This window comes from Janthinobacterium sp. LPB2021202312-11-4 (genome assembly GCF_037049705.1).
Taxonomy (GTDB): domain Bacteria; phylum Pseudomonadota; class Gammaproteobacteria; order Pseudomonadales; family Pseudomonadaceae; genus Aquipseudomonas.
In genome coordinates this window covers 152,548-177,658 of sequence record NZ_JBAGKV010000012.1, presented here as the reverse complement: position 1 = coordinate 177,658, position 25,111 = coordinate 152,548, and the positions used below count along the sequence as shown (strand labels likewise).

Genomic DNA, 25,111 nt, shown 5'->3' with positions numbered 1-25,111 from the left:
GAAAAAGCCGATAACAATCGATATTCAGCGTCGGGTTTGAAGACGCCTTCGCGGGCAAGCCTCGCTCCTACAAGGCTGTGTCGTTCACAAGCAGAGAGTACGGCGCAACCTTTTAGGAGCGAGGCTTGCCCGCGAAAGCGATATCAAGCTCTACAAGCCTTCGCCCAACACCTTGGAGAGCATATCGACGAAGAAATCCACGCTCTGGCGCGACGTCACCATCGGCGGTTTGATCTTGAGCACGTTCAGGTAATCGCCGGTCGGCTGCATGAAAATCCCCAGCTCACGCAAGCGATCGCACAGCGCAGTGGTTTCTTCCGTGGCCGGCTCCAGAGTGTCGCGGTCGCGGATCAACTCCACACCCAGATAGAACCCGGAACCATGCACCGCACCCACCAGCGGATGAATATCGATCAGCGCTTCCAGCCGCGCCTTGAAATGCCCGCCGACGACCTGGGCGTTTTCCCACAGTTTTTCCTCTTCCATCACATCCAGCACCGCCATGCCGATCTGGCAACTGACCGGACTGCCCCCCGCCGACGAGAAGAAGTAGCCCTCGGCCTCCAGCGCTTCGGCGATTTCCCGACGGGTGATCACCGCGCCCAGTGGCTGGCCGTTGCCCATGCCTTTGGCCATAGTGATGATGTCCGGCACCACGCCCTGCTCTTCGAAGCCCCAAAAAAAGTGGCCCATGCGGCCATAACCGACCTGCACTTCATCGGCGATGCACACCCCGCCCTGGGCGCGGACCAACGCATACACCTGCTGCAAATACCCCGGTGGCAATGAAATCCCACCCGCGTTGCCGTACACCGGCTCGCAAATAAACCCGGCCAATTGGCGTTTTTGTTCGGCGATTTTTGCCAGGTTGTGCTCGACGCTGCGCACATAATCCGGCGCGCTGTCCGGGCCACGGAATTCGCCGCGATAGGTGTTCGGCGCGATCACCGGATGCACCCAGTCCGGGCGGCTGCTCAAGGCTTTGGGGTTGTCGGCAATCGAAGTCGAAACCGCGTCTGCGCCAACCGTCCAGCCGTGATAGGCCTCCAGCACGCTGAGCATGTCGCGACCGCCGCTGTAAGCCCACGCCAGGCGAATCGCCAGGTCATTGGCCTCGCTGCCACTGTTGACCAAAAACACCCGATCCATGGAGTCCGGCGACAGCTTCAACAAGCGCTCGGAAAATTCGGCGACCGCCGCGTAGTTGAACCGCGAGTTGGTGTTGAGCAGCGACCACTGACGGCTGGCGACGGCGGCCATGCGCGGGTGACCGTGGCCGAGCACCGCGACGTTGTTGAGCATGTCGAGGTAGGAACGGCCCTGCATGTCGATCAGGTGATTGCGCCAGCCACGTTCGATGCGCGGCGGATCGACGTAATAGTGTTTTTGCGTGCGGGCGAAACTGGCGTCGCGACGGGCCAGCAACGTTTGGGCGTCGAGCTCTTGTTCGGCATCGCAGGCCAGCCCCAGCAACACCGCCGGTGACGGACACAACGCCTGCCAGGCCAAGGCGCGCGACGGTGTGCAAAACAGCGGCGGGTTGAGCGAAACGCCGCGACACAATTGCACGATCAACGGCCCGCTGACCGCCCCCAGCACCTGCCCTTTGACCAGCGCCGCGCCGCTGTGCAGCGATGGCGTCACGCCCCACAACCGCACGCTCAATTGCGGGCCGTCGAGTTGCACGATCCCCGGCTCAGGCTGATGAACCACCCCGGCAAACGGCGATTCAACCGCAGTGCCGTGGGGCACGCGCAACTCGACGTGCAACGGGCAGGTGTCCGGTTCCGTGGCGCTGTCCGGGCGGGTGCGGGACAAACGGTATTGGCCATAACGACTGGCCGCCAGACCGTGAGCCGCCGCAGCCTCGGTCAGCAGACGCTGGTCGATGCCGGCCTGCTCCCAGTTACCGGCCTCGAAATGCGCACTGAGTACGCCGAGGTCAATCAAGGCAAACTCACGGCCCACCAGGCTCGGCAACAACGGCGCAAAGCCTTCGCTGCCGATCACCGGCAGGGCCTGGCCGACAGCACTCAGGATTGCCGCTTCCATCAGCGCCAACGGCACCGATGTCGCGACGCGGAAAATTTCCCACTCATGGACCAGGTTGTCGCGACTGTAGTCGTTGCCCGGATCGATGCTGACCTGCTGCTCGCCACTGAGCACCAGCACCGCCGCGCGGGCCACGATCAGCGGCCACAGCGCTTGCAGTTCTTCAGGCTGCAACGGGTTGACCGCGTGATAAGCCTGGATCGCCGGCAAAATGCAGAACGGATCGCCCTCGGCGTGGTGCAGCAACGCCGCGCAGGTGACCGACAAATCGGTGATGCGCCAGGTGCGGATCAAATCGCCAAAATCGATCACCCCCTGCAACTGCCAGTGGCGCTGGGAATCCCGTTGCCAGACCACGTTGTCGTCGGTGATGTCCATGTGGATCGCCTGCACCGGCAGCTTGGCCACCAGCGGCAGCAAGCGACGTTCGGCCTGTTCGGCGGCGTCGGTGATTTGCGCGCGTTGCCGCTCATCCTGAATAACCGGCAGCAGATGTTTGATCAGCGCGTTGGCGTGGCGGGCGTCCCATTGCAGGGTGCGCTCCAGGCCCGGATGCTCGAAACCGGCCAGGGCCAGGTCCATTTCGCCGCAGAGCCGGCCGAACCCGGCCACCACGGCGCCCGGCAAGTGATCAAGATGGGTCAGCGACTGGCCGTCGATGTAATCCAGCAGCCGCACGTGCACGGCCTGACCGTCGATGTCCAGCGAGAGCAGGTCTTCACCGTTGCCCGCCGGTATCACCCTCGGCACTTTCACGCTGGAGTGTTCGGCCAGATGCTTGAGCCCCGCGTGCTGGGCCTGCAACTCCACGGCCGAGTAATCGCCACGGCAGATTTTCAGCACGAACCGGCCGCGCTCAGTGTCTACGCGGTAGTTGAGGTCCTGCTGGCTGCCCAGCGCCTGCAACGTCCCGCTCAGGCCGTAATGCCGCTCCAACAGCTCTAGCGCTTGCTGCGCAGACACTTGCGGGCTGGGCAAACTGGCGCGGTGAATCAACGTGGCGAGCGGCATACAACGACCCCTGAGATTTTATTAGGCGCCTATATCGCCACTGCCCCGGAGGATAATCAACCCCCCTCAAGAGCCGGCAAAACCCAAATACGACCAACAACCCTCTTGCACCACCCCGCTCCTGCCGACAAGCTATGCTCATTCGCTTTATCGTCTTACGGAAAAAGGTTGGCCAACATGCGTATTCTCATCACCGGCGGCGCCGGTTTCATTGGCTCTGCCTTGATTCGCCACCTGATTCGACACACCGAGCACGAAGTGCTCAACCTGGACAAACTGACCTACGCCGGCAACCTTGAGTCGTTGACTAGCATTGCCACTGACACTCGCTACGAATTCGTGCAGGCCGATATCGTTGATCAAGCCACCGTGAGCGCGGTGCTTGCACGCTTCGAGCCGCAGGCGATCATGCACCTTGCGGCTGAATCCCATGTCGACCGTTCCATCGACGGCCCGTCGGATTTCATTCAAACCAATATCGTCGGCACCTACAGCCTGCTGGAAGCCACCCGTGCTTATTGGCAAACGCTACCCGAGCCCGAGAAAAGTGCCTTCCGCTTCCATCACATCTCCACCGACGAGGTCTATGGCGACCTGCACGGCGTTGATGATCTGTTCACCGAAACCACGCCTTACGCACCGAGCTCGCCGTACTCCGCCAGCAAAGCGGCATCCGATCATCTGGTCCGCGCGTGGCAGCGCACCTATGGCCTGCCGGTCCTGCTGACCAACTGCTCAAACAATTACGGCCCGTTCCACTTCCCCGAAAAACTGATCCCGCTGGTCATTCTCAATGCATTGGCGGGCAAGCCATTGCCGGTGTACGGCAACGGCCTCCAAGTGCGCGACTGGCTATTCGTCGAAGATCATGCTCGGGCGCTGCTCAAAGTCGTGACCAAAGGTGTGGTCGGCGAGACCTACAACGTTGGCGGGCACAACGAACAGAAGAACATCGACGTGGTACGCGGCATCTGCACGCTGCTCGAAGAGCTGGCGCCGAACAAACCGCAAGGCGTCGCGCATTTCGCCGACTTGATTACCTATGTCCAGGACCGTCCTGGCCACGACCAGCGGTACGCGATCGACGCCAGCAAGATCGAACGCGAACTCGGTTGGGTGCCCGAAGAAACCTTCGAGACCGGCCTGCGTAAAACCGTTCAGTGGTATCTGGATAACCTGGAATGGTGCCGCCGCGTGCAGGATGGCAGCTATCAGGGTGAACGCCTGGGCGCCCTCGACATCAAGGAGCTGCTCGCATGATGAAGGGAATCGTTTTGGCCGGTGGCTCCGGAACGCGCCTGCACCCGATTACCCTGGGTGTCTCCAAACAGTTATTGCCGGTCTACGACAAACCGATGATCTACTACCCGATCTCGGTGCTGATGCTGGCGGGCATCAAAGACATTTTGCTGATTTCCACCCCTCAGGATCTGCCGCAATACCGCAATCTGCTGGGTGATGGCAGTCAGTTCGGGGTGAATTTCAGCTATGCCGAACAGCCGTCGCCGGACGGTCTGGCCCAGGCTTTTCTGATTGGCGAAGAGTTCATCGGCGACGACCCGGTGTGCCTGATCCTGGGCGACAACATCTTCCACGGCCAGCACTTCGGCGATCAGTTGAAGAACGCGGCGAAGCGCCCCTCCGGTGCCACCGTGTTCGGCTACTGGGTCAAGGACCCCGAGCGCTTCGGCGTGATTGATTTCGACAGCGAAGGTCGCGCCTTGTCGATCGAAGAAAAACCGAAAAAGCCGAAGTCCAGCTATGCCGTTACCGGCCTGTATTTCTACGACAACGATGTGATCGAGATCGCCAAAGCGGTAAAACCTTCGCCACGGGGCGAACTGGAGATCACCGACGTCAACAACGCTTACCTCAAGCGTGGCGACCTGCAAGTCGAACGTTTCGGTCGTGGGTTCGCCTGGCTCGATACGGGCACCCACGATAGCCTGCTTGAGGCGTCGCAGTACGTGCAGACCATCGAACACCGCCAAGGTCTGAAAGTCGCATGCCTTGAAGAAATCGCCTATGAAAATGGCTGGATCAGCCGCGAACTGTTGCTGGAGCGCGCCAGCTATTTCGGCAAGACCGGGTACGGTCAGTACCTCTTCATGCTGGCTGGGGAAACTCAATGAACGTGGTTGAAACCCAACTGCCCGGCGTCTTGATCATCGAGCCCAAAGTGTTCGGCGACGAACGCGGATTTTTCTACGAAAGCTTCAATGCCAAAGCCTTCGAAGAAGCGACAGGCCTGCACACTCAGTTTGTCCAGGACAACCATTCCCGCTCGCAGAAGGGCGTACTGCGCGGCCTGCACTATCAACTGGAAAATACCCAGGGAAAACTGGTGCGCGTCACCGCCGGTGAAGTGCTCGATGTGGCCGTGGATATTCGTCGCAGCTCGGCGCATTTCGGCCAGTGGCTGGCCGTGCGTTTATCCGCGCAAAACCATCGTCAACTGTGGGTGCCGGAAGGTTTTGCCCACGGCTTTGTCGTGCTGAGCGACTTCGCCGAATTCCTCTACAAGACCACTGACTACTACACCCCATCCGCCGAGCGTTGCATTCGCTGGGACGATCCGACCCTGGCCATTGACTGGCAACTGCAAGAAGCGCCGCAGCTTTCCGCCAAGGACCAGAACGGCAAAAGCCTGCAAGAGGCGGATCTGTTCCCATGAAAATACTCATCAGCGGCCAGCACGGCCAGGTTGCCCGCGAACTGCAACGCCACTTGGGCGGGCTTGGCGAACTGATCGTGCTGGGGCGCGATCAGCTCGATCTGGCTCGACCTGAGCAAATCAGCAAGCAAGTGCAGCAGATTCGCCCTGACCTGATCATCAACGCAGCGGCGCACACCGCTGTCGATCAAGCTGAAAGCGAGCCGGAACTGGCATTCGCGATCAACGCCACCGCCCCCGGAATATTGGCCCGGCAAGCCCGTGAGCTGGATATCCCGTTGATTCACTACTCCACCGATTACGTGTTCAACGGCAGCAAAACCTCGCCCTACACCGAAGACGATGCACCTGATCCGCTGGGCGTCTATGGCAGGAGCAAACTGGCGGGCGAACAGGCGATTAGCGAAGTGCAAGGCCAGCATCTGATCTTGCGCACCAGTTGGGTCTACTCGACCCATGGCCGTAATTTCCTGCTGACCATGCAGCGCCTGCTGCAAGAAAAACCCGAGTTGCGCATTGTCGCAGACCAGATCGGTGCACCGACCTGGGCCGGCACCATCGCCAATAGCACGCGGGCACTCATCGAACGCTGGCAAACCGGGCAGGCCGGAGCCTGGGGCACTTATCACCTGACGACCCAGGGTGAAACGTCCTGGTTCGGTTTCGCCCAGGCCATCGGCCAAGCATTGCGGGAGCAGGGCAAGCCTTGCGCCAACCTGTTGCCAATTCCTTCCAGCGACTATCCGACACCGGCCGCCCGCCCGCTGAACTCACGCCTGGATTGCAGTCGCCTGCAACGGGAATGGAGCGTCAGCCAGCCAGACTGGCAAACCGCGCTACGCGAGTGTCTTGCCGAACAACCCTAGGCATAATGCGCCTGTCCCCCCAGGCGCCTGATGCCCATGACTCCGACCCTCCCCCGCTGGCGCAGCCTGGCCCTGCTTGCCCTGTGCCTGGCGCCGTTGCTGTGGCCGCTGCAACACCTGGCCGAGCGTTATTACCGCAGCGAACTGGCCGGGCAGAACCGTCAGACCCTCGACCTCTACGTCGCCAACCTGCTGGGCACCCTGCACCGTTATGAAGTGTTGCCGCAGATCCTCGGCGACCTCCCGGCCCTGCGCTCCGTACTCGGGGCGCCCGACGATGGCGTCACCCAGGGCAATGCCAACCGCCTGCTGAAAAACATTAGCGCCCAGACCGGCGCCGAAGTCATGTACCTGATGGACACCAGCGGCAAGACCCTGGCGGCGTCCAACTGGGACAAACACGACAGTTTTGTCGGGCGCAATTTTTCCTTCCGGCCGTACTTCAGCGAAGCCATGGCCGGGCGCCTCGGGCGCTTTTTCGGGCTCGGCACCACCTCGGCCAAACGCGGTTACTTCTTCGCCGCCGCCGTGCGCGAAGGCGAAAAAGTCATTGGCGTGCTGGTGGTCAAAGTCGACCTCGACCACACCGAAAGCCTCTGGGGCAAAACCCCGGAACAACTGCTGCTGACCGATAACAACGGCGTGGTCATTCTCACGTCGAGGCCTGAGTGGCGTTTCCGCTCGACCCGCGTCTTGAGTGATGCAGAGAACCAGGCCATCAGCACGATTCAACCCTACCCGACCCGCGACCCCAAGCCGCTGAAACTCAATCCCAACGCCTGGCTGACCCAGACCCAACGAATCGAAGAAACCGGCTGGAACGTCAGCATCCTTGCACCACGCACCCTGATCGACCGCCCGGTGCGCACGGTGGTGGCCATCGGTGGCGCGACGCTGCTGGTGTTGATGTTGTTGCTAGGTCTGATGATGCAGCGCCGCCGCCATTACCTGGAACGCATCGCCTTCGAAGCCAAGGCCCGCCGCGAACTGGAAGGCCGGGTGGCCGAACGTACCAGCGACCTCGAAGGCCTCAACCGACGGCTGAAACAGGAAGTACTCGAACGCGAACAGGCCCAGCAAGAACTGGTGCGCGCCCAGGATGATCTGGTGCAGGCCGGCAAACTGTCGGCACTGGGGACCATGTCGGCGAGCATCAGTCACGAGCTCAATCAACCATTGGCGGCGATCCGCAGCTACGCGGAAAACGCCGAAGTGCTGCTCGATCATCAGCGCACCGACGATGCCCGTGGCAACCTCAAGCTGATCAGCGAACTGACCGGGCGCATGGCCTCGATCATCGCCCATCTGCGCGCCTTCGCCCGTCGCGACCGGCACGCCCCGGAAAGCGTGGCCCTGCAACCGGCGCTGGACGATGCCTTGGCGTTGCTGGCCAAGCGTCGGCGGAGCATGGAGGTCGAGTTGATCCGCGATTTGCCGGCCGCCACGCTGTGGGTCGAGGCCGGGGAAACCCGTTTGCGCCAAGTGCTCGGCAACTTGCTGGCCAACGCCCTCGATGCCCTGACCGAAAAAGGCCCGCCGCGCAAACTCTGGCTGAGTGCCCAATCCACCGCTGATGGCGTCAACCTGTACATTCGCGACAACGGCCCCGGGTTTTGCCTGGAAGCGCTGGGTCGCGCCGGCGAGCCCTTCTACACCACCAAGACCCGCACCCAGGGCCTTGGGCTGGGGCTGGCGATTTGCGACACCTTGATGCGCGCCTTCGGCGGTGAACTGTCGTTCGCCAACCACAAGGAGGGCGGCGCCCTGATTACCCTGAAACTCCGTGCAGGCGCACCCGGCGTGAGCCTGCAACCGTCCGAGGACCGAAGTGCATGACCATCGATAACCGCATCCAGGTCGTGTTGATCGACGATGATCCGCACTTGCGCCAGGCCCTGAGCCAGACCCTGGACCTGGCCGGCCTGAAGATCCTGCCCCTGGCCGAAGCCAAAGGCCTGGCCGGGCAACTGGAGCGCGACTGGCCGGGCGTGGTGGTCAGCGACATTCGCATGCCGGGCATGGACGGTCTGGAGTTGCTGACCGAACTCCACGCCCAGGACCCGGAGCTGCCCGTGTTGCTGATCACCGGCCACGGCGATGTACCGCTGGCGGTGCAAGCGATGCGCGCCGGGGCGTATGACTTCCTCGAAAAACCCTTCGCCAGCGACGCCCTGCTCGACAGCGTGCGCCGTGCCCTGGCCTTGCGCCGACTGGTGCTGGACAACCGCAGCCTGCGTCTGGCCCTGAGCGATCGCAACGAACTGAGCACCCGACTGGTCGGGCAATCGGCGCCGATGCTGCGTCTGCGCGAGCAAATCGGGGCGCTGGCGGCGACCAAGGCCGACGTGCTGATCCTCGGCGAAACCGGTGCCGGCAAAGAAGTGGTCGCCCGGGCACTGCACGACTTGTCGAGTCGGCGTAACGGTCCGTTCGTCGCCATCAACGCCGGGGCGCTGGCCGAATCGGTGGTTGAAAGCGAGCTGTTCGGCCACGAGCCCGGCGCGTTTACCGGCGCGCAGAAACGCCGGATCGGCAAGTTCGAATTCGCCAACGGTGGCACGCTGTTCCTCGATGAAATCGAAAGCATGAGCCTGGATGTGCAGGTCAAATTGCTGCGCATGTTGCAGGAGCGGGTGGTCGAACGCCTGGGCGGCAATCAGTTGATCCCGCTGGACATCCGCGTGATCGCCGCCACCAAGGAAGACCTGCGCCAGTCCGCCGATCAGGGGCGCTTCCGGGCCGACTTGTACTACCGGCTGAACGTCGCACCACTGCGCATTCCGCCGCTGCGGGAACGGGGTGAGGATGCGCTGATGCTGTTCCAGCATTTTGCCGATGAAGCCAGCGCTCGCCACGGTTTGCCGCCCCACGAATTGCAACCGGGGCAACGTGCGCTGCTGCTGCGTCACACCTGGCCGGGCAATGTGCGGGAACTGCAAAACGCTGCCGAACGCTTTGCACTTGGCCTGGAACTGGCGCTGGATAACAGCGCCTCGGAGGGCGGCGCCAGCACCACGGTGGAAGTGGTCGGCGGCGGGCTCAGCGAGCAAGTGGAAAACTTCGAGAAGAGCCTGATCGCCGCCGAACTGGCGCGCTCTCACAGCTCGGTGCGCAGCCTCGCCGAGGCCCTGGGCATTCCGCGCAAGACCCTGCACGACAAACTGCGCAAGCACGGCCTGAACTTCGCCGACGGCGGCGCCCACAGTCACACCGATGACCTTGATTGAATCCAACCGCAGAGGCTATGCATGAACCGCGACAGTCATCACCTGGAATCAATCCTGCACCACGACATCCCCCTCACCCGGGACATGGGCCTCAAGGTGCTCGACTGGCACGACCAGCAACTGCGCCTGCACCTGCCGCTGGAGGCCAACGTCAACCACAAGAGCACCATGTTCGGCGGCAGCCTCTACTGCGGCGCGGTGCTGGCGGGTTGGGGCTGGTTGCATTTGCGCTTGCGTGAGGAAGGTATTGAAGACGGGCACATCGTGATTCAGGAAGGGCAGATCAGCTATCCGCTGCCGGTGACCCGCGATGCCGTGGCGATTTGCCAGGCGCCGAGTGCGGCGGTGTGGAAGAAGTTTCTGGCGATGTATCAGCGTTATGGACGAGCGCGACTGGCGCTGCATTCGCGGATTGTGAATGAGGGGGCCGAGGAAGACGCGGTGACGTTTACCGGGCAGTACGTTTTGCACCGGTGAAGCGAAAGATCGCAGCCTCGTTTCACTCGACAGCTCCTACAAGGAAACGCGGTCGCCTGTAGGAGCTGTCGAGTAAAACGAGGCTGCGATCTCTTGATCTTCAGCCTTGGGCAAGCGCCAGCAATTTCTCACGCCACGCAGCCTTCGCCGGCAGCGCCAAAAAGAACTCATTGCGCAGCGATTCCCGCGCCGGATAGCAAAACGGCGCGCCGCTCAAATCCAGCACTTCACCGCCCGCCCCTTCCAGCACACCCTGCGCCGCTGCCGTGTCCCACTGGGACGTCGGCGCCAGGCGCGGATAACAATCCGCCGCCCCTTCGGCCACCATGCAAAACTTCAGCGAGCTGCCGAAGTTCGCCAGTTGCAGCTCGCCCAGGCTTTCGCTCAAGCCTGCCAGCAAACGCTCCTGTTCAGGGCTCGAATGCCGACGGCTGGCGACCACGGTAAAGGCCTCGCCTGCTGCCGGGACGTCGCGCACCTGGATCGGCAGCGGCGCCTCGCCCTTATCACCACGCCACGCACCGAGCCCGGTACCGCCGACATAGAAGCGGCCGTTGGTCGGCATCGACACCACGCCAAACACCACGCGGCCCTGCTCGATCAACGCGATGTTGACGGTAAATTCTTCACTGCCGGAAATGAATTCCTTGGTCCCGTCCAGCGGGTCCACCAGCCACCAGCGCTGCCATCCCGCCCGCACGCTCTGGGGAATGTCGGCGTCTTCTTCGGACAACACCGGGATGCTCGGGTCCAGCGCCAGCAGCCCGTCCACGATCACATGGTGCGCCGCCAAATCAGCCGCCGTCACCGGCGAATCATCCGACTTTGCGGTAACGGCCACGCCGTTACGCCAGAACGGCAGGATCGCGTCACCGGCCTTCAATGCCAGCTCAACCACTGGCGCCATCAACGGATGGGGAAAATTCAAACTCATGGCAAAAACACCCCACGTTGGGTCAGTAAGTCTCGGGCCAGATACAGCGCCGCCAAGGCACGGCCCTCGGTAAATTGCGGATTCTGGGCCAGGGCGGACAACTCACGCAGGTTGACCTTGTCCACGCCCATCGGCTCGGGCTCGTCGCCCTCCAGACTTTCTTCGTACAGGTCGGTGGCCAGCACCACCTGGATTTTCTGGCTCATGTAACCGGGGGACAACGACAACTCGGTCAAATGCTCCAACTGCCGCGCACCATAACCGGCCTCTTCCTTGAGCTCCCGCTCGGCCGCCGCCAGCACGTCCTCGCCCGGCTCGATCAAGCCTTTGGGCAAGGACAATTCGTATTCATCGGTGCCACCACAATATTCTTCGACCAGCACCGCGTGGTCCGCATCGAGCATCGCCACGATCATCACCGCGCCATACCCGGCGCCTTTGCCGACCAAGCGCTCATAGGTGCGCTCCACGCCATTGGAAAAGCGCAGCTTCAACTCTTCGACGCAGAATAAACGGCTGGTGGCGACGATCTCGCGGGCGAGTACGGTGGGTTTCTGGCGCATGAAAAGCTCCTTGGCGTGAACGCGTTACTATACCCGGCCTATCCTGATTGTTTACCTCGGATATCTTTTTTACCGCTGGAGAAGTTTTTTATGTCCCTGCTGCCCTGGCCCGACATCGACACCGTTCTGCTGGACATGGACGGCACGCTGCTGGACCTGCACTACGACAACCATTTCTGGATGGAACACCTGCCTCAGCGTTATGCCGAGTTGCACGGCGTGAGCCGGGCCATGGCGGAAATGGAGTTGCAGCCGCTGTTCGAACGCAACGCCGGCCAATTGCAGTGGTACTGCCTGGACTTCTGGAGCGCCGAGCTGAAGCTGCCGGTGCGCGAGTTGAAACTGGAAACCGCTCATCTGATTGCCCTGCGCCCGGACGCGGACACGTTTCTGGCGGCGATCAAACAGGCCGGCAAACGGGTGGTGATGATCACCAACGCCCATCGCGATTCGCTGTCATTGAAGCTGGAACGGATTGAACTGGCGCCGTACTTCGAGCGTTTGATCAGCTCCCACGATTACGGTTTTGCCAAGGAGAACCCGCAGTTCTGGGATGCCTTGCAGGCGGATATCGGTTTTGATCCGGCGCGCAGTCTGTTTATCGACGACACCTTGCCGATCCTGCGCAGTGCGCGCCATTTTGGCGTGGCGCATCTGCTGGCCGTGCGCGAGCCGGACAGTCGCAAGGGGCCGAAGGACACGGCGGAGTTTGCGGCGGTGGTGGATTATCGCGAGTTGATCGAAGGGCTCTAACCCCCCGTAGGAGCTGCCGAAGGCTGCGATCTTTTGATCTTGATCTTCGGCAGCCTCAAGACAGCCAAGATCAAAAGATCAAAAGATCAAAAGATCGCAGCCTTCGGCAGCTCCTACGGGGTGTCACATTATTCCGGAATCCGTAATGACTGCCCCGGGTAGATCTTGTTCACATCCTTGAGCATCGGTTTGTTGGCCTCAAAGATTTTTTGATACTTGTTGGCGTCGCCGTACACGCGCAGAGAAATTTTGCTGAGGGTATCCCCCGCCACGACCGTGACAAACTTAGCGGCCACGACCACCGGCCCGGTCACGGTAATCTGATCGTCCACGCTACCAACACCCGCGATATTGCCCACCGCCAGCAGAATCTTTTCCTTCTCCTCCTGACTCGCCACTTCACCGGTGACAGTGACTTTGTCGCCATCCACCGTGGCCTGCACGTTCGGGTTACCCAGGCCGACTTTGCTGATGTGTTCCTTCAACTGCTCACTGGCATTGGCGTTGCCGGGTGTCAGCAGATCCAGCAGTTTTTCGCCCGCTTCTTTCACAAAGCTCAAAAGACTCATGATGCACTCTCCTTGGGATTTAGTTTCCAGACGCAAAAGCCTAGACCAAGGTTGCAACACTCGGTTCCCACCCGACCAATGACGTCGATCTGCCGCAAGCGCTAGAATCCCCGCCTCACCGCGCCCTGGAGCGAAGATGGACATCAAGCAGCTCAAATTCCTCATCGCCCTCGACGAAACCCGACATTTCGGCCAGGCCGCCGCCCGTTGTCACATCACCCAACCGACCCTGTCCATGCGCCTGCGCAGCCTCGAAGAAGAGCTTGAGCTGCCACTGGTCAATCGCGGCCAGCGCTTCGAAGGCTTTACCGCGCCGGGCGAGCGGGTTTTGGCCTGGGCGCGCACGGTGCTGGCGGCGTATGACGGTTTGCAGGCCGAGGCCGCTGCCTGTCGCGGCAATCTTGTGGGTACGTTGCGCCTGGGCGTGGTGCCGCTGTCGAGTTTTGATCCGCTGCCCCTGATGCAACGCCTGCACGCCGAGCACCCGAACCTGCGCTTCGAACTCTCGGCCCTGAGTTCCGAACAGATCCTCGAACAACTGGCGAACAATCGCCTGGACCTCGGCGTGTCCTATCTGGAGCGTCTGGACGGCGAGCGCTTCGATTCCCTGGCCTTCAGCGAAACCCGCATGGGCCTGCTCTACGATCAGCGTTTTTACACGTTCGGCGAGGCGCCGCTGAGTTGGGAATCGCTGATCGAACTGCCGTTGGGCATGCTCACCAGCGGCATGCACTTTCGCCAATCCATTGATCACAACTTCCACAGTCGTGGGCTGACGCCTCAACCGTTGCTGCAAACCGACGCGGTTCATCAATTGTTACAAGCGGTGCACGGCGGATTCTGCTGCGCGGTGATGCCATTGGACGGCGGCCTGGAAAACCTCACCGACCATTTACGCCTGCACCCCATCGAAAACGCGCAAACCCTCAGCCGGCTGGGGCTGATCATGCGTCGCAGCGCCCCGCGCTCAGCGTTGGCGGAAGCCTGTTTCGCGATCTATCAGAAATCGCAGACCGAGTCTTGATCGACGGCATCTATCGGCACATCAGTAATAGCGATTAGACGCGACAAGTTGACGCGCCTAGGCTTAGGGCTGACTAAACCGTCGGTGATGCCATGAACGCCAAGCGCCCTACCTGCGCGGCGCCCGCCCTCGAAACGCCCGCGCCTGCCGCCAGCCAGACCTACAGTTTCAGCACCCTCGATTACACAGAATCGGACAGCACCGCGCTGGCCGAGGAAGTGGCGTTGGCGATTGCCTATAACGGCATCAGCCAGGCTGTGATGCTGGTGACGCCGACCGATCTTGAAGACTTTATTGTCGGTTTCAGCCTCGGCAGCGGCATCATCGAAGACGCGACCGACATCTATGACCTGCAACTCAGCGGCTCGGGCTCGGCGCAGTACGCGCAAGTGACCATCGCCAACCGCGCCTTCTGGAACCTCAAGCAGCAACGTCGGCAACTGGCCGGCACCAGCGGTTGCGGGCTCTGCGGCGTGGAGGCGGTGGAGCAAGCGTTGCCCGACCTCAAAGTGCTGCCCGGCGCGCCGCTGCCACCCGCCGAGTGGCTCGATGGCCTGCGCCAACGCATCGGCGCGTTCCAGCCCCTGGGCCAGCATTGCGGCGCGGTACACGCGGCGGTGTTCATGAACGGCCGGGGCGAATTGCTGCTCGGTCGTGAAGACATTGGCCGGCACAACGCCCTCGACAAGCTGACCGGCGGGCTGATCCGCCAGAACATTTCAACCTCCGGTGGCCTGGCGATTGTCACCAGCCGTTGCAGCCTCGAACTGATCCAGAAAGTGCTGCGCGCCGGGATTCAAACCCTCGTCAGCCTGTCGGCGCCCACCGGCCTCGCCGTGCAATGGGCCCGTCGTCACAACCTCAATCTCATCCACCTGCCGCAAAAAAGTGCGCCGCGGGTCTACAGCCCTGCGTTGGAGAATCAAGCGTGAGTCAACACAATCAAGCCGACCAAAAACCCGTTCCGCGTTACAAGCCTTACAAAGGTCCGGCCGGTGGATGGGGCGCACTGGCCAGTGTGGCCCGGGCCTGGTTGACCAGTGACAACGCGCTGAAAAACCTGCGCATGATGCTCAAAACCAACAAAAACGGCGGGTTCGACTGCCCTGGTTGCGCCTGGGGCGATTCCAAGGAAGCCGGCATGGTGGCGTTCTGCGAGAACGGCGCCAAGGCTGTTAACTGGGAAGCGACCAAACGGCGGGTCGATGGCGCGTTCTTCGCCAAGCACAGTGTCAGCTCGTTGCTGGAACAAAGTGACTATTGGCTCGAGTACCAGGGCCGTTTGACCGAGCCGTTGAGCTACGACGCCGCGACCGATCGCTACAAGCCGATCAGTTGGGATGCCGCCTTCGCCCTGATCGCCAAACATTTGCAGGGCCTGTCGAGCCCCAACCAGGCCGAGTTCTACACCTCCGGCCGCGCCAGCAACGAAGCGGCGTACCTCTATCAATTGTTCGTGCGCGCCTATGGCACCAACAACTTCCCCGACTGCTCGAACATGTGCCACGAAGCCAGTGGCGTGGCGTTGGCGCAGAGCGTTGGCGTCGGCAAAGGCACCGTGACTTTCGACGACTTCGAACACGCCGATGCGATTTTTGTCTGGGGCCAGAACCCGGGCACCAACCATCCACGAATGCTCGAACCGTTGCGCGAAGCGGTGAAACGCGGTGCGCAAGTGGTGTGCATCAACCCGCTGAAAGAGCGTGGCCTGGAACGCTTCCAACACCCGCAACACCCGATCGAAATGCTCACCAACGGCGACAAGCCGACCAACACAGCGTATTTCCGTCCGGCCTTGGGCGGCGACATGGCGATCATGCGCGGCATGGCCAAGTTCCTGCTGCTGTGGGAGCGCGATGCACAGAAGGCCGGCGAGCCTGCGGTGTTCGACCACGACTTCCTCAATGAACACAGCGCCAACGTGTTGGAATACCTGGGCACCCTCGACGACACCTCGTGGGAGCAGATCGTCGAGCAATCCGGCCTGACCCTGGTGGAAATCGAGCAAGCGGCACGCATGTATGCCAAGGGCAAAAACGTGATCATGTGCTGGGCGATGGGCATCACCCAGCATCGCCATTCGGTGGCGACCATCCAGGAAATCGCCAACCTGATGCTGCTGCGCGGCAACATCGGCCGGCCGGGTGCGGGGCTTTGCCCGGTGCGTGGCCACAGTAACGTCCAGGGCGACCGGACCATGGGCATCAACGAGCGCCCACCGGTGGCGTTCCTCGATTCCCTGGAACGTCGCTTCCAGTTCAAAGTACCCCGTGACAACGGCCACAACGTGGTCGAGGCGATTCACGCGATGGCCGACGGTCGCGCCAAAGTCTTCATCGGCCTGGGCGGCAACTTCGCCCAAGCCACCCCGGACAGCCCGCGCACCTTCCAGGCCCTGAGCAATTGCGACCTGACCGTGCAGATCAGCACCAAGCTCAACCGCAGCCACTTGGCTCACGGTAAAGACGCGCTGATCCTGCCGTGCCTGGGCCGTACCGACATCGACATTCAGAGCGAAGGCCCGCAAGCGGTGACCGTTGAAGATTCGTTCAGCATGGTCCACGCCTCCAACGGCCAGTTGCAGGCACTGTCGAACCAGATGCGTTCGGAGCCTGCAATCATTGCCGGGATCGCCGCCGCGACCCTGGGCAGCAAACCGGTGGACTGGAACTGGCTGGTGGCCGATTACGACCGCATCCGCGACCTGATCGCCGACACCATTGCGGGCTTTCGCGATTTCAACGAGAAGGTCAAGAACCCGGGCGGTTTCTACCTCGGTAACAGCGCTGGCGCGCGCAAGTGGAATACGCCGTCGGGGCGGGCCAATTTCCGTCCGAACGTCCTGCCCAAAGACCTGGTCCACGAACGTGCTCGCGCCACCGGCGTGTTACCGGATCTGATCATGCAATCGCTGCGTTCCCACGATCAGTACAACACCACGATTTATGGGCTGGATGACCGTTATCGCGGGGTCAAGGGTCAGCGGGATGTGTTGTTCGTCAACGAGGCGGACATCATTCGCCTGGGGTTCAAACCGGGGCAGAAGGCGGACATCGTTTCGATCTGGGACGATGGCCGTGAGCGTCGGGTGAAGGGCTTCACGCTGTTGGCGTTCGATATTCCCGCCGGGCAAGCGGCGGCGTATTACCCGGAAGTGAACCCGTTGGTACCGCTGGAAAGCACCGGGGATGGCAGCCATACGCCGACGTCGAAGTTTGTGGCGATCCGGTTGGAGATGGCCAGTGAGACCGGGTTGATTTTCGCCAAGTCGGCTTAAAGCAAGATCAATAGATCGCAGCCTTCGGCAGCGCCTACAGAGATCGGCGCAGGAGCTGCCGAAGGCTGCGATTTTTTGACGATTTCACAGACACGCCGCTTTCCAATCGCCCACAAAAAAGGCCGTTTCTGTAAAGAAACGGCCTATCCGAAGTAGCTAAAGACCGGCGAAAAACCCTTAAGTTCCGCCCTAAAAACAGTAACTTATAGAATTGTGTACAAGTCGTGTTACTCGTCGGATTTCGATTGTCACAATAAGGACACAGCCTCAGGATCGCGCCGTCATCCCCTTGAGGTTCCTCTATGAAGTTCTCCTCGATTCTCTTGTTGTCCCTTAGCCTGGCCAGTGGCTTCGCTTCTGCCGGAGGCACTGCTGAAGCAGGTGTGGGCGGCGCATTGGGCGGGGTTTTGGGCTCGGTCGTCGGTCAGTCACTGGGCGGCAATACAGGTTCCACCATCGGCGCAGCCCTGGGCGGCGCGGGTGGTAGCGCCGTCGGCGCCGACAAACACAGCCGTGGCCAAGCGGCTATTGGCGGTGCGTTGGGCGCAGCGGGTGGTAACGTGGTCGGTCGCAGCCTGGGCGGCAGCACCGGCAGCCTGATCGGCTCCGCAGCCGGCGGTGGCGCGGGTGGTGCGCTGGGTAACTATATGGGCAACTCGAGCAACGACGATGATCGTCGTTCCTATCGTGGCGGCCATGATGATCGTCGCTATTATCGTGATGACCACCGAGGCCGTGGCCATGCTTATGGGCATCGCAAGCATCATGATTACTACCGTCATCGCTGATTGCTGATTACTCGGCAGGCAGATCCAAAGATCGCAGCCTTCGGCAGCTCCTACGGGAACTGCTGGAGGCTGCGATTTTTTTAAACGACCAACCGTTCCAACGCCTCGCGTAATCCGGCCGGAATCGCCACTGGCTGATTCGACGCACGATCCACGAACACATGCACAAAGCGACCGGCCGCACAGGCGTCGTCTTCCCCTTCCTTGAACACCGCCAATTCGTACTGCACCGAACTGTTGCCCAACTTGCCGACCCGCAAGCCGATTTCGATGCGATCCGGGAAGGCGATGGACGCAAAGTAATCGCACGCCGAACTCACCACAAAACCAACGACTTCGCCGTCGTGTATATCCAGACCGCCGATTTCGATCAGGTAGGTGTTCACCGCCGTGTCGAAGAAGCTGTAGTAGGTGACGTTGTTCACATGACCGTAGGCGTCGTTGTCATGCCAGCGGGTGGTGATGGGCTGCAAGTGCGGGTAGTCGGTGCGTTGGGGCATCGGGTTGGACATTAGGGTCGGTTCCTGGGGGTGGATGGTCAGTCTAAGGGGAAAACCGCGTTATCGTTCTTCGCGAGCAAGCCCGCTCCCACAGTGACCGGGTTCTTTCAGGAAAAATGCGATCCACTGTGTGTGCGGGCTTGCTCGCGAAGGCGCCCTGACAGACGCCACATCACTCACCTGTCAGCAAACCCCTTCCCCGCCGCCGCCAACTCGCCAATCAACCGCGCCGGTTTCCACTGATCCCCTTGCCGGGTCTCCAACGCCAGCAACCGCTGATGAATATCCGCCAGCCCCTGCTGATCCGCCCAGGCCATCGGCCCGCCCTTTTCCGCCGGGAAGCCATAGCCGTTGAGGTACACCAGATCAATGTCATGGGCCGAGCCGGCAATGCCTTCCTGCAGGATCTTCGCCCCTTCGTTAACCAATGCCAGCAAGCAGCGCTCCAGAATCTCCTCAGGGCTTATCTCGCGGCGCTGGAAGCCCAGACCTTCGCTGACCTCCAGCACCAGCGCATCGACCTCCACATCGTGCTCAGCCTGACGACTGCCCGGCTCGTAATGGTAATAACCGTTGCCGCTCTTCTGACCGAAGCGCCCGAGTTCGCACAGCCGATTGTCCACCTGAACCTCCGGCGCCTCCTGACCTTTGCCGGCCAGTTGCCGGGCCCGCCATTCCAGGTCGATGCCGACCACGTCGTACATGCGGAACGGCCCCATGGCAAAACCGAAACCTTGCAGCGCCGCGTCCACTTGATAGGGATACGCGCCTTCAAGCAACATCTTGCGCGCCTCGAGCACGTAGGTATGCAACATGCGATTGCCGATAAACCCGTGGCAGTTGCCCGACACCACGCTGACCTTGCCCATGCGCTTGCCCAGCTCCAGCGCCGCCTCAAGCACTGCCGGCGCGGTTTGCGCACCCCGGACGATCTCCAGCAGTTTCATGATGTGCGCCGGGCTGAAAAAGTGCAGCCCCAGCACCTGACGCGGGCGACGCGTGGCGGCGGCAATCGCGTCGATGTCCAGCGCCGAGGTGTTACTGGCCAGAATCGCTTCGGGTTTGAGCAAGCCATCCAGTTCGCGGAAGATTTTCTGTTTCAGTTCGAGGTTTTCGTAAACCGCTTCGATGACCAGATCAACATCGCGGATCGCCGCGTAATCCGCCGCCGATGTCACCCGCGCCATACGGGCATCCGCTTCGGCCTGATCGATTCGCCCCTGACGCACGTTGTGGGTATACGTGTCAGCCACGGCGGCCAGCGCCTGCTCCAGCATCTGCGGATTGTTATCGACCCATTGCACCGGAACTCCGGCGTTGGCCAGACACATGACAATCCCACGGCCCATGGTGCCCGCGCCGATCACGGCGGCGCGCTGAATATTGAACGGCGTCTGGCTCATTGTTGTTCTCTTGTTGGCGATCCAAAGACACCCTTCACCATAGTCAGCCATCGGGCATTTTTGAAATTTATTCCTGTGATGAGCGACATTCAGCAGATGGATATCCTCGCACCACCGCCCCCTGTAGGAGCTGCCGAAGGCTGCGATCTTTTGATCTTGATCTTCGGCGATGCTCTTTTCGCTAAAGAGCAAGATCAAAAGATCGCAGCCTTCGGCAGCTCCTACGGGTCAGAGATGCGCTTGCGCCCACGCCCGCACTTCGGCATACGGATAATCCTCCAGCACCCCAGACCCCGGAATCGTCCGTGCCTTGAGCTTGGTAAACAGCGGCACGCTGATCCCGCACAGAAACCGCGTCACCCGCTCTGCTGATGGCACATTCCCGGTGTGTTGCTCATGCCTGTGGATAAAATCACCGCACAGCGCCTCGAAATTCTTATCCACAAGCGCCGGTAATTCCGGCGGTGGCGGCAGGCGCGCCACGTCCCCATGACACACCGAACAATGCCCGCATTGCCGAGGCGCGTTTTCGTCGCCGAAATATTCGGCCAGGCGATAACCCAGGCAATGATCAGTGGCGAACAACTCGAGCATGGCGTGAATCCGCGCGATCTCGGTTTGTTCGTGGCGGGTGAAGTAAGCGTGCAGTTCTTCACTCAGTGCCCGGGCGTCAAAGTCCGTTTGCAGCAGGCTGTAGACCTCGGTCATCTGCTTGCTTTCAAGTTCGACCCAGCCCTTTTCCTGGAAGTAATCCAGCGCTTTGACCACCCGATTGCGCTCGGCGGAGTGCTGCTCGTACAACGCATCGAAATTCACCGTGGCCCAGGTCCGTGCACGGGTTGATGTCTGGATGATCGCCGCGACGAAATCCTTGCGCTCCCCCTCGAAACGGGCGAGCAACGCCTCGGGTTCTTGCAAATATTTGAAACGATATCCCGCGTAATAGGCGTAACGCGGAGCGATGATCCCGCGCAGTTCCAACTGCACCAATAACGTCTTGAGCGGCAACTGGCGAATGTTGCTTTGATCCGCCAGCGGCCCCAGCAAAAACTCCCACTGGCCCTCGGGCGCGGCGGCTTGCAATTCGTCGAGCACGCAGCGGATGCCGTCCAGTTCCGGGGTGTCGCCGTAGACGAAGTTTTCCAGCACGTTGAGGCTGTCGCGGTTGGCCAGCACCAGGCAATCGGACGGCTGCCCGTCACGCCCCGCACGGCCGATTTCCTGGCTGTAATTTTCGATGGATTTGGGCAGGTCGAAATGCACGACGTTGCGGATGTCACTCTTATCGATGCCCATGCCAAACGCGATGGTGGCGACGATGCAATTGGATTGGCCGCCCATGAAGCGCTTCTGAATGCCCTCGCGTTGATCGTGGGGTAAACCGGCGTGATAGGCCTCAGCCTGAATACCGTTGCGGCCCAGATGCTCGGCAATGTGCTCGGCGGTTTTCTGCAGGGTCACGTAGACAATGCTCGGCTGGCCGGGGCGCTGGCTCATCCATTCGACAAGGCGCCGGCGTTTGTCCTGGCCGCGCACCGGTTCCACCAGCAGGTTGAGGTTGGGCCGATAGAAACCGGTGGTCACCACATCTTCAGGGGCGATGGCGAATTTCGCCTCCATGTCCGCGATCACTTTCGGTGTTGCAGTGGCGGTCAGCAGCAAGGCTTGGGGAATGTTGAACTGGCGCTGGTAGTCCGGAAGCTTGAGGTAATCGGGGCGGAAGTTGTGGCCCCACTCCGAGATGCAATGCGCCTCGTCCACCACCAGCAGCGAGATCGGCACTTGCTGCAAGAAATTACGGAAGCGCTCGTTCTTCAGGCGCTCCACGGAAATCATCAGGATCTTCAACTCGCCGGACTTGGCCCGGGCCATGACGTCACTGGCGTCGTCGCGACTCTGGGCCGAATCTATGCTGCCCGCCGAGATGCCGTGGCGTTGCAGGAACGCCAGTTGATCCTGCATCAGCGCCAGCAGCGGCGAGACCACCAGCGTCAGGTGCGGCAGTAACAGCGCCGGCAATTGATAACACAGGGACTTGCCCGAGCCGGTGGGGAAAATCGCCGCCGCCGAGCGCCCGGCCAACACCGCGCTGACCGCCGCCTCCTGGCCGGGCCGAAACTGTGGATAACCGAAAACCTGTTCCAGGGTGTTGTGCATAAGCTGTCACTCCGTTGACCGCTGCGATGCCAAAAGCCTAGCCGGCGATTGCAGCGAGTCGAGAAAAGGTCGGGACCAAAACGATACGGGATGATACAGCGGAAGGCGCCGGGGAATTGCCAGGCTTGAGGAATGGGTCGGCTTGCAGATAGCCTTCGCGAGCAAGCCCGCTCCCACAGTTGACCGCGTTCTTTCAGAAGAAAGGCGATTCACTGTGGGAACGGGCTTGCTCGCGAAGAGGCCAACCCAATCCCCACAAAAACATCGAAATAAAACTCAGGGCACCAACACCGCCACCCGCAGTTGCTCATTCAGAGCCTGCTCATGAAACACCTGACTCTTGCTCGCCCACGCCGCATAAGCCGGGCTGATTTCGCCAGTGAACGCCGCCGCCAACTGACGCAAATCAGCAACGCTGCGCGCACGCGGACAAAACGGTTGGGCATCACAGTTTTGACTGGCATTGCGGTAGGTGATCAGCAACCGATCCCACAACCCGTCACGCACTTGTCGTACAGACTTGAGCTTCACAGCCTGCACGCCCAGACGTTGTTTCAGACCCGGCTCGTCCAGCGCTTCGCTGGACAGCAGCGCCTTGCCCATCATCAGCACCTCGGCGCGGGACGCCGTATCGACTTCGGCTTGAGTGCTGAGGGCATCCGGCCAACCGGTGCGGTCCATATTGGCCTGCACCATCGACCCGACCGCGTCATTGGCACCCGCCAAACGACAAACACCCGCCCACAACAACAAAACCGAGGCCATACGTAGCCATTGCATACCTAATTCCCTTTAAGCGTTGGTCAGACGTTTGGAAGCGCCCTACAGATTCTGGCGCGCACCATACAGAGGTTTGCCGCGTAATGCCTGACAAACACGTGGGAAATTTTACCCGTAAGGGTTTCGCGCTAAAAAACCTCGGGGAACGCGTAGGCCGGGTCTGAAAACACGGGTAAAACCCCTACGAATCCTGTCCATCACGGCCATATTGCGGCGTCGAGTGATGCCCTTCTATAGTCTGCGGCGCGGCTGAAACCCTGTCTCGGCCTGCCGTGAACTCCCACAGGAAGAACCCGATGACCAGCCGTTATCACCCGCTCAAAACCAACTTCAGCGATACTCCGGTCCTGGTCGTCGATACCGAAGCTGATCCTTACGAAATCCTCGACAACGCCGGCCAACGCATCCGCGCGGCCAGCGGCCTGCTCGAAACCCTCTACTGCCAGCGGTTCAAAGAAGCCGATCCCAGCGACATTCCCAACATCATCAACGCCCTGTACCTGCTCACCCAGGACGGCCACGAACTCCTCGAAATCGCCCGACGACGTCTACCCAAAACCACTACCGACCCCTGCTCCCCGTAGGAGCGAGGCTTGCCCGCGAAGGAACGATAACTCGGTGTACCTGATGCCCATCCAGCAAGACAAATTGCGAAAAAGATAAGTCTGTAAGCAACGCCCTATCAAAGCTTCATCCCGTTCCTACAACCGAAAACACCTTGTCGCCTATCGCTGTCCGGTGGCTCAAACCTATAGTCGAACTGTCGCTGCAAATCAGCGACTCGGGCTTGGTCACCTGAAAAATGAGAGAGAACTTACGCATGCCCTTGTATGCTTGCCGACATCTTTTGTATGGCACGTTTTATGGCGGCTGTGTTTGGGACGCCTCGGCGTGCCGGGGTTTATCTCTCCCTTGGTTGACCAACCCGAACACAGTTCGCCACCCATCGCTTGGTCACGATGGGTACGACCCTTCGGATGTACAAAAGAGAGAAAACCAATGAAGACATCAAGTCCGCTAACAAACGATCGCTACCGCCCGCTTCAAACCAACCTCACCGATTCCCCGCCCCTGATCATCGACACAGAAGCCAACCCTCAGGACATCCTCGAAGCCGCCCTCCAGCGAATCCGAGCCTCCAGCGACCTCCTCAAAACCCTGCACTGCACCTGCTTCAAACACGGCGACGTCGAAGACATCCCTCACATCACTCACGCGCTCTATCTCCTGAACCAGGACGGCTGCGACCTATTGAAAGTCGCCCAGCAACGCATGATGGGTTGGAAAGCACCCACCTGATCGAGTGAAGATCGTTCCCACGCTCCGCGTGGGCATGCCTCAACGGACGCTCCGCGTTCGGCTCTTAGGGACGCAGAGCGTCCCGGGCTGCATCGCACGCGGAGCGTAGGAACGATCACCTGAGGACAAACATGAGCAAGTTTTTTGATGAGCTAATGGAAAGCGTGCAACAGATGAACGAAATCCTACGCGGCGAGCGCCAGCCTTCCCGCGAATATCAGACGCTTGCCACCGACCAACATCCAACGCACCGAAAAATAGGGCTTAATCCACCTCATCGAAATGCCCCTGACGGAACACGCACCATGAACCTCGCCCCCCACTTCCCCGACGACCGCGCCATGCACCTGCTCATGCAGTTGCTGCACGAAGAACTCGGCCTGCCCGAACGCAAAACCATCAGCCTCACCACTTCGATCAATTTCGACCTGGGCTGCGACGGCGCCGATGCGCGAAATCTGATGGAAGCGCTGGAAGAACAGTTCGGGATCGACTTCATCGACTACGACGCCTACCGCTACTTCCAGCCCGAAGGCTTCGATGTGCATCTCAAGCGCAGGGCGAAAGGTCGTGGTGACAAAGTCCCACTGACCATCGGGATGCTTTACCAAGCGGTCAAGACGCAGCGCTGGGATACGCAAACTCTAGAATGTGTCTAGTGAACGCATAAGTGGCATTATTCTGGCTGTTTATTGCTTGTTCAGTTGAAATAATGGCACTTATTGAAATTAATTCCGACTCCAACGATTGCGGCTGC

23 protein-coding genes are annotated in these 25,111 nt (G+C 60.7%); 15 read left to right on the top strand and 8 right to left on the bottom strand.

The features are described 5' to 3' along the window. Nucleotides 1–150: 150 nt before the first annotated feature. Nucleotides 151–3,063 (bottom strand): aminotransferase, encoded by a 2,913-nt coding sequence (locus V5E99_RS15300; protein WP_499803185.1) that lies wholly within the window; start codon nt 3,061–3,063, stop codon nt 151–153. Between the two features lie 177 nt (nt 3,064–3,240). Between V5E99_RS15300 and rfbB the strand changes: the two genes are divergently transcribed. From rfbB to V5E99_RS15265, 7 genes are read left to right on the top strand one after another with little or no spacing between them, the layout of a single operon-like run. Beyond that, a complete protein-coding gene (rfbB, locus tag V5E99_RS15295) occupies nt 3,241–4,323 on the top strand; it encodes a dTDP-glucose 4,6-dehydratase (protein WP_499803184.1) in 1,083 nt (360 codons plus the stop codon). Next, on the top strand, nt 4,320–5,195 hold the full coding sequence (gene rfbA / locus V5E99_RS15290; RefSeq protein WP_499803183.1) for a glucose-1-phosphate thymidylyltransferase RfbA: 876 nt from the start codon (nt 4,320–4,322) through the stop codon (nt 5,193–5,195). The genes rfbB and rfbA overlap by 4 nt, the downstream gene beginning before the upstream one ends. After that, entirely contained in the window at nt 5,192–5,737 is a 546-nt protein-coding gene (gene rfbC / locus V5E99_RS15285) for a dTDP-4-dehydrorhamnose 3,5-epimerase (protein WP_499803182.1), read from the top strand. The genes rfbA and rfbC overlap by 4 nt, the downstream gene beginning before the upstream one ends. Then, nucleotides 5,734–6,603: a dTDP-4-dehydrorhamnose reductase gene (rfbD, locus tag V5E99_RS15280; protein ID WP_499803181.1), complete on the top strand. Its 870-nt coding sequence runs from the start codon at nt 5,734–5,736 to the stop codon at nt 6,601–6,603. Before rfbC ends, rfbD begins: the two co-directional genes overlap by 4 nt. Before the next feature lie 36 nt (nt 6,604–6,639). Further along, nucleotides 6,640–8,439 (top strand): sensor histidine kinase, encoded by a 1,800-nt coding sequence (locus tag V5E99_RS15275; protein WP_499803180.1) that lies wholly within the window; start codon nt 6,640–6,642, stop codon nt 8,437–8,439. Then, entirely contained in the window at nt 8,436–9,830 is a 1,395-nt protein-coding gene (locus V5E99_RS15270; protein ID WP_499803179.1) for a sigma-54-dependent transcriptional regulator, read from the top strand. The genes V5E99_RS15275 and V5E99_RS15270 overlap by 4 nt, the downstream gene beginning before the upstream one ends. Nucleotides 9,831–9,851: 21 nt before the next feature. Next, nucleotides 9,852–10,307, top strand: a complete 456-nt coding sequence (locus tag V5E99_RS15265) for a YiiD C-terminal domain-containing protein (protein ID WP_499803178.1) — start codon at nt 9,852–9,854, stop codon at nt 10,305–10,307. 100 nt (nt 10,308–10,407) lie between these two features. Here the strand turns inward: V5E99_RS15265 and cysQ are convergent, their stop codons facing one another. Beyond that, nucleotides 10,408–11,241, bottom strand: a complete 834-nt coding sequence (cysQ, locus tag V5E99_RS15260; protein WP_499803177.1) for a 3'(2'),5'-bisphosphate nucleotidase CysQ — start codon at nt 11,239–11,241, stop codon at nt 10,408–10,410. Next, nucleotides 11,238–11,804, bottom strand: coding sequence for an ADP compounds hydrolase NudE (gene nudE / locus V5E99_RS15255; protein WP_499803176.1), 567 nt, complete (start codon nt 11,802–11,804; stop codon nt 11,238–11,240). The genes cysQ and nudE overlap by 4 nt, the downstream gene beginning before the upstream one ends. A 90-nt stretch (nt 11,805–11,894) precedes the next feature. On the opposite strand from nudE, the gene yrfG reads away from it, so the two are divergent. Continuing rightward, on the top strand, nt 11,895–12,557 hold the full coding sequence (yrfG, locus tag V5E99_RS15250; RefSeq protein ID WP_499803175.1) for a GMP/IMP nucleotidase: 663 nt from the start codon (nt 11,895–11,897) through the stop codon (nt 12,555–12,557). A gap of 128 nt (nt 12,558–12,685) precedes the next feature. Here yrfG and lysM read toward each other — a convergent pair whose 3' ends face one another. After that, complete coding sequence (lysM, locus tag V5E99_RS15245) at nt 12,686–13,126, bottom strand: peptidoglycan-binding protein LysM (RefSeq protein WP_499803174.1); 441 nt, start codon at nt 13,124–13,126, stop codon at nt 12,686–12,688. Between the two features lie 136 nt (nt 13,127–13,262). Between lysM and V5E99_RS15240 the strand changes: the two genes are divergently transcribed. The 4 genes from V5E99_RS15240 to V5E99_RS15225 all read left to right on the top strand — a co-directional run bounded on the left by V5E99_RS15240 (nt 13,263) and on the right by V5E99_RS15225 (nt 18,215). After that, nucleotides 13,263–14,150, top strand: a complete 888-nt coding sequence (locus tag V5E99_RS15240) for a LysR family transcriptional regulator (protein ID WP_499803173.1) — start codon at nt 13,263–13,265, stop codon at nt 14,148–14,150. Between the two features lie 92 nt (nt 14,151–14,242). After that, complete coding sequence (fdhD, locus tag V5E99_RS15235) at nt 14,243–15,082, top strand: formate dehydrogenase accessory sulfurtransferase FdhD (RefSeq protein WP_499803172.1); 840 nt, start codon at nt 14,243–14,245, stop codon at nt 15,080–15,082. Then, complete coding sequence (locus V5E99_RS15230; RefSeq protein ID WP_499803171.1) at nt 15,079–17,427, top strand: FdhF/YdeP family oxidoreductase; 2,349 nt, start codon at nt 15,079–15,081, stop codon at nt 17,425–17,427. Before fdhD ends, V5E99_RS15230 begins: the two co-directional genes overlap by 4 nt. A 302-nt stretch (nt 17,428–17,729) precedes the next feature. After that, nucleotides 17,730–18,215 carry a glycine zipper domain-containing protein gene (locus V5E99_RS15225; RefSeq protein ID WP_499803170.1) on the top strand — a complete coding sequence of 162 codons (486 nt, stop codon included), beginning with the start codon at nt 17,730–17,732 and terminating at the stop codon, nt 18,213–18,215. 80 nt (nt 18,216–18,295) lie between these two features. Here the strand turns inward: V5E99_RS15225 and V5E99_RS15220 are convergent, their stop codons facing one another. The 4 genes from V5E99_RS15220 to V5E99_RS15205 all read right to left on the bottom strand — a co-directional run bounded on the left by V5E99_RS15220 (nt 18,296) and on the right by V5E99_RS15205 (nt 23,055). Next, complete coding sequence (locus V5E99_RS15220; RefSeq protein ID WP_499803169.1) at nt 18,296–18,727, bottom strand: acyl-CoA thioesterase; 432 nt, start codon at nt 18,725–18,727, stop codon at nt 18,296–18,298. A gap of 164 nt (nt 18,728–18,891) precedes the next feature. After that, entirely contained in the window at nt 18,892–20,118 is a 1,227-nt protein-coding gene (locus V5E99_RS15215) for a 3-hydroxyacyl-CoA dehydrogenase (protein WP_499803168.1), read from the bottom strand. Between the two features lie 228 nt (nt 20,119–20,346). After that, a complete protein-coding gene (locus V5E99_RS15210) occupies nt 20,347–22,275 on the bottom strand; it encodes a RecQ family ATP-dependent DNA helicase (protein WP_499803167.1) in 1,929 nt (642 codons plus the stop codon). Nucleotides 22,276–22,551: 276 nt separating this feature from the next. Then, nucleotides 22,552–23,055 carry a hypothetical protein gene (locus V5E99_RS15205; protein WP_499803166.1) on the bottom strand — a complete coding sequence of 168 codons (504 nt, stop codon included), beginning with the start codon at nt 23,053–23,055 and terminating at the stop codon, nt 22,552–22,554. A 296-nt stretch (nt 23,056–23,351) separates the two neighbouring features. Between V5E99_RS15205 and V5E99_RS15200 the strand changes: the two genes are divergently transcribed. The 3 genes from V5E99_RS15200 (at nt 23,352) to V5E99_RS15190 (ending at nt 25,013) form a co-directional block, all read left to right on the top strand. After that, complete coding sequence (locus tag V5E99_RS15200) at nt 23,352–23,639, top strand: hypothetical protein (protein ID WP_499803165.1); 288 nt, start codon at nt 23,352–23,354, stop codon at nt 23,637–23,639. 415 nt (nt 23,640–24,054) lie between these two features. Further along, nucleotides 24,055–24,354, top strand: coding sequence for a hypothetical protein (locus V5E99_RS15195; protein ID WP_499803164.1), 300 nt, complete (start codon nt 24,055–24,057; stop codon nt 24,352–24,354). Between the two features lie 131 nt (nt 24,355–24,485). Next, nucleotides 24,486–25,013 carry a DUF1493 family protein gene (locus V5E99_RS15190; protein WP_499803163.1) on the top strand — a complete coding sequence of 176 codons (528 nt, stop codon included), beginning with the start codon at nt 24,486–24,488 and terminating at the stop codon, nt 25,011–25,013. Nucleotides 25,014–25,111 lie beyond the last annotated feature (98 nt).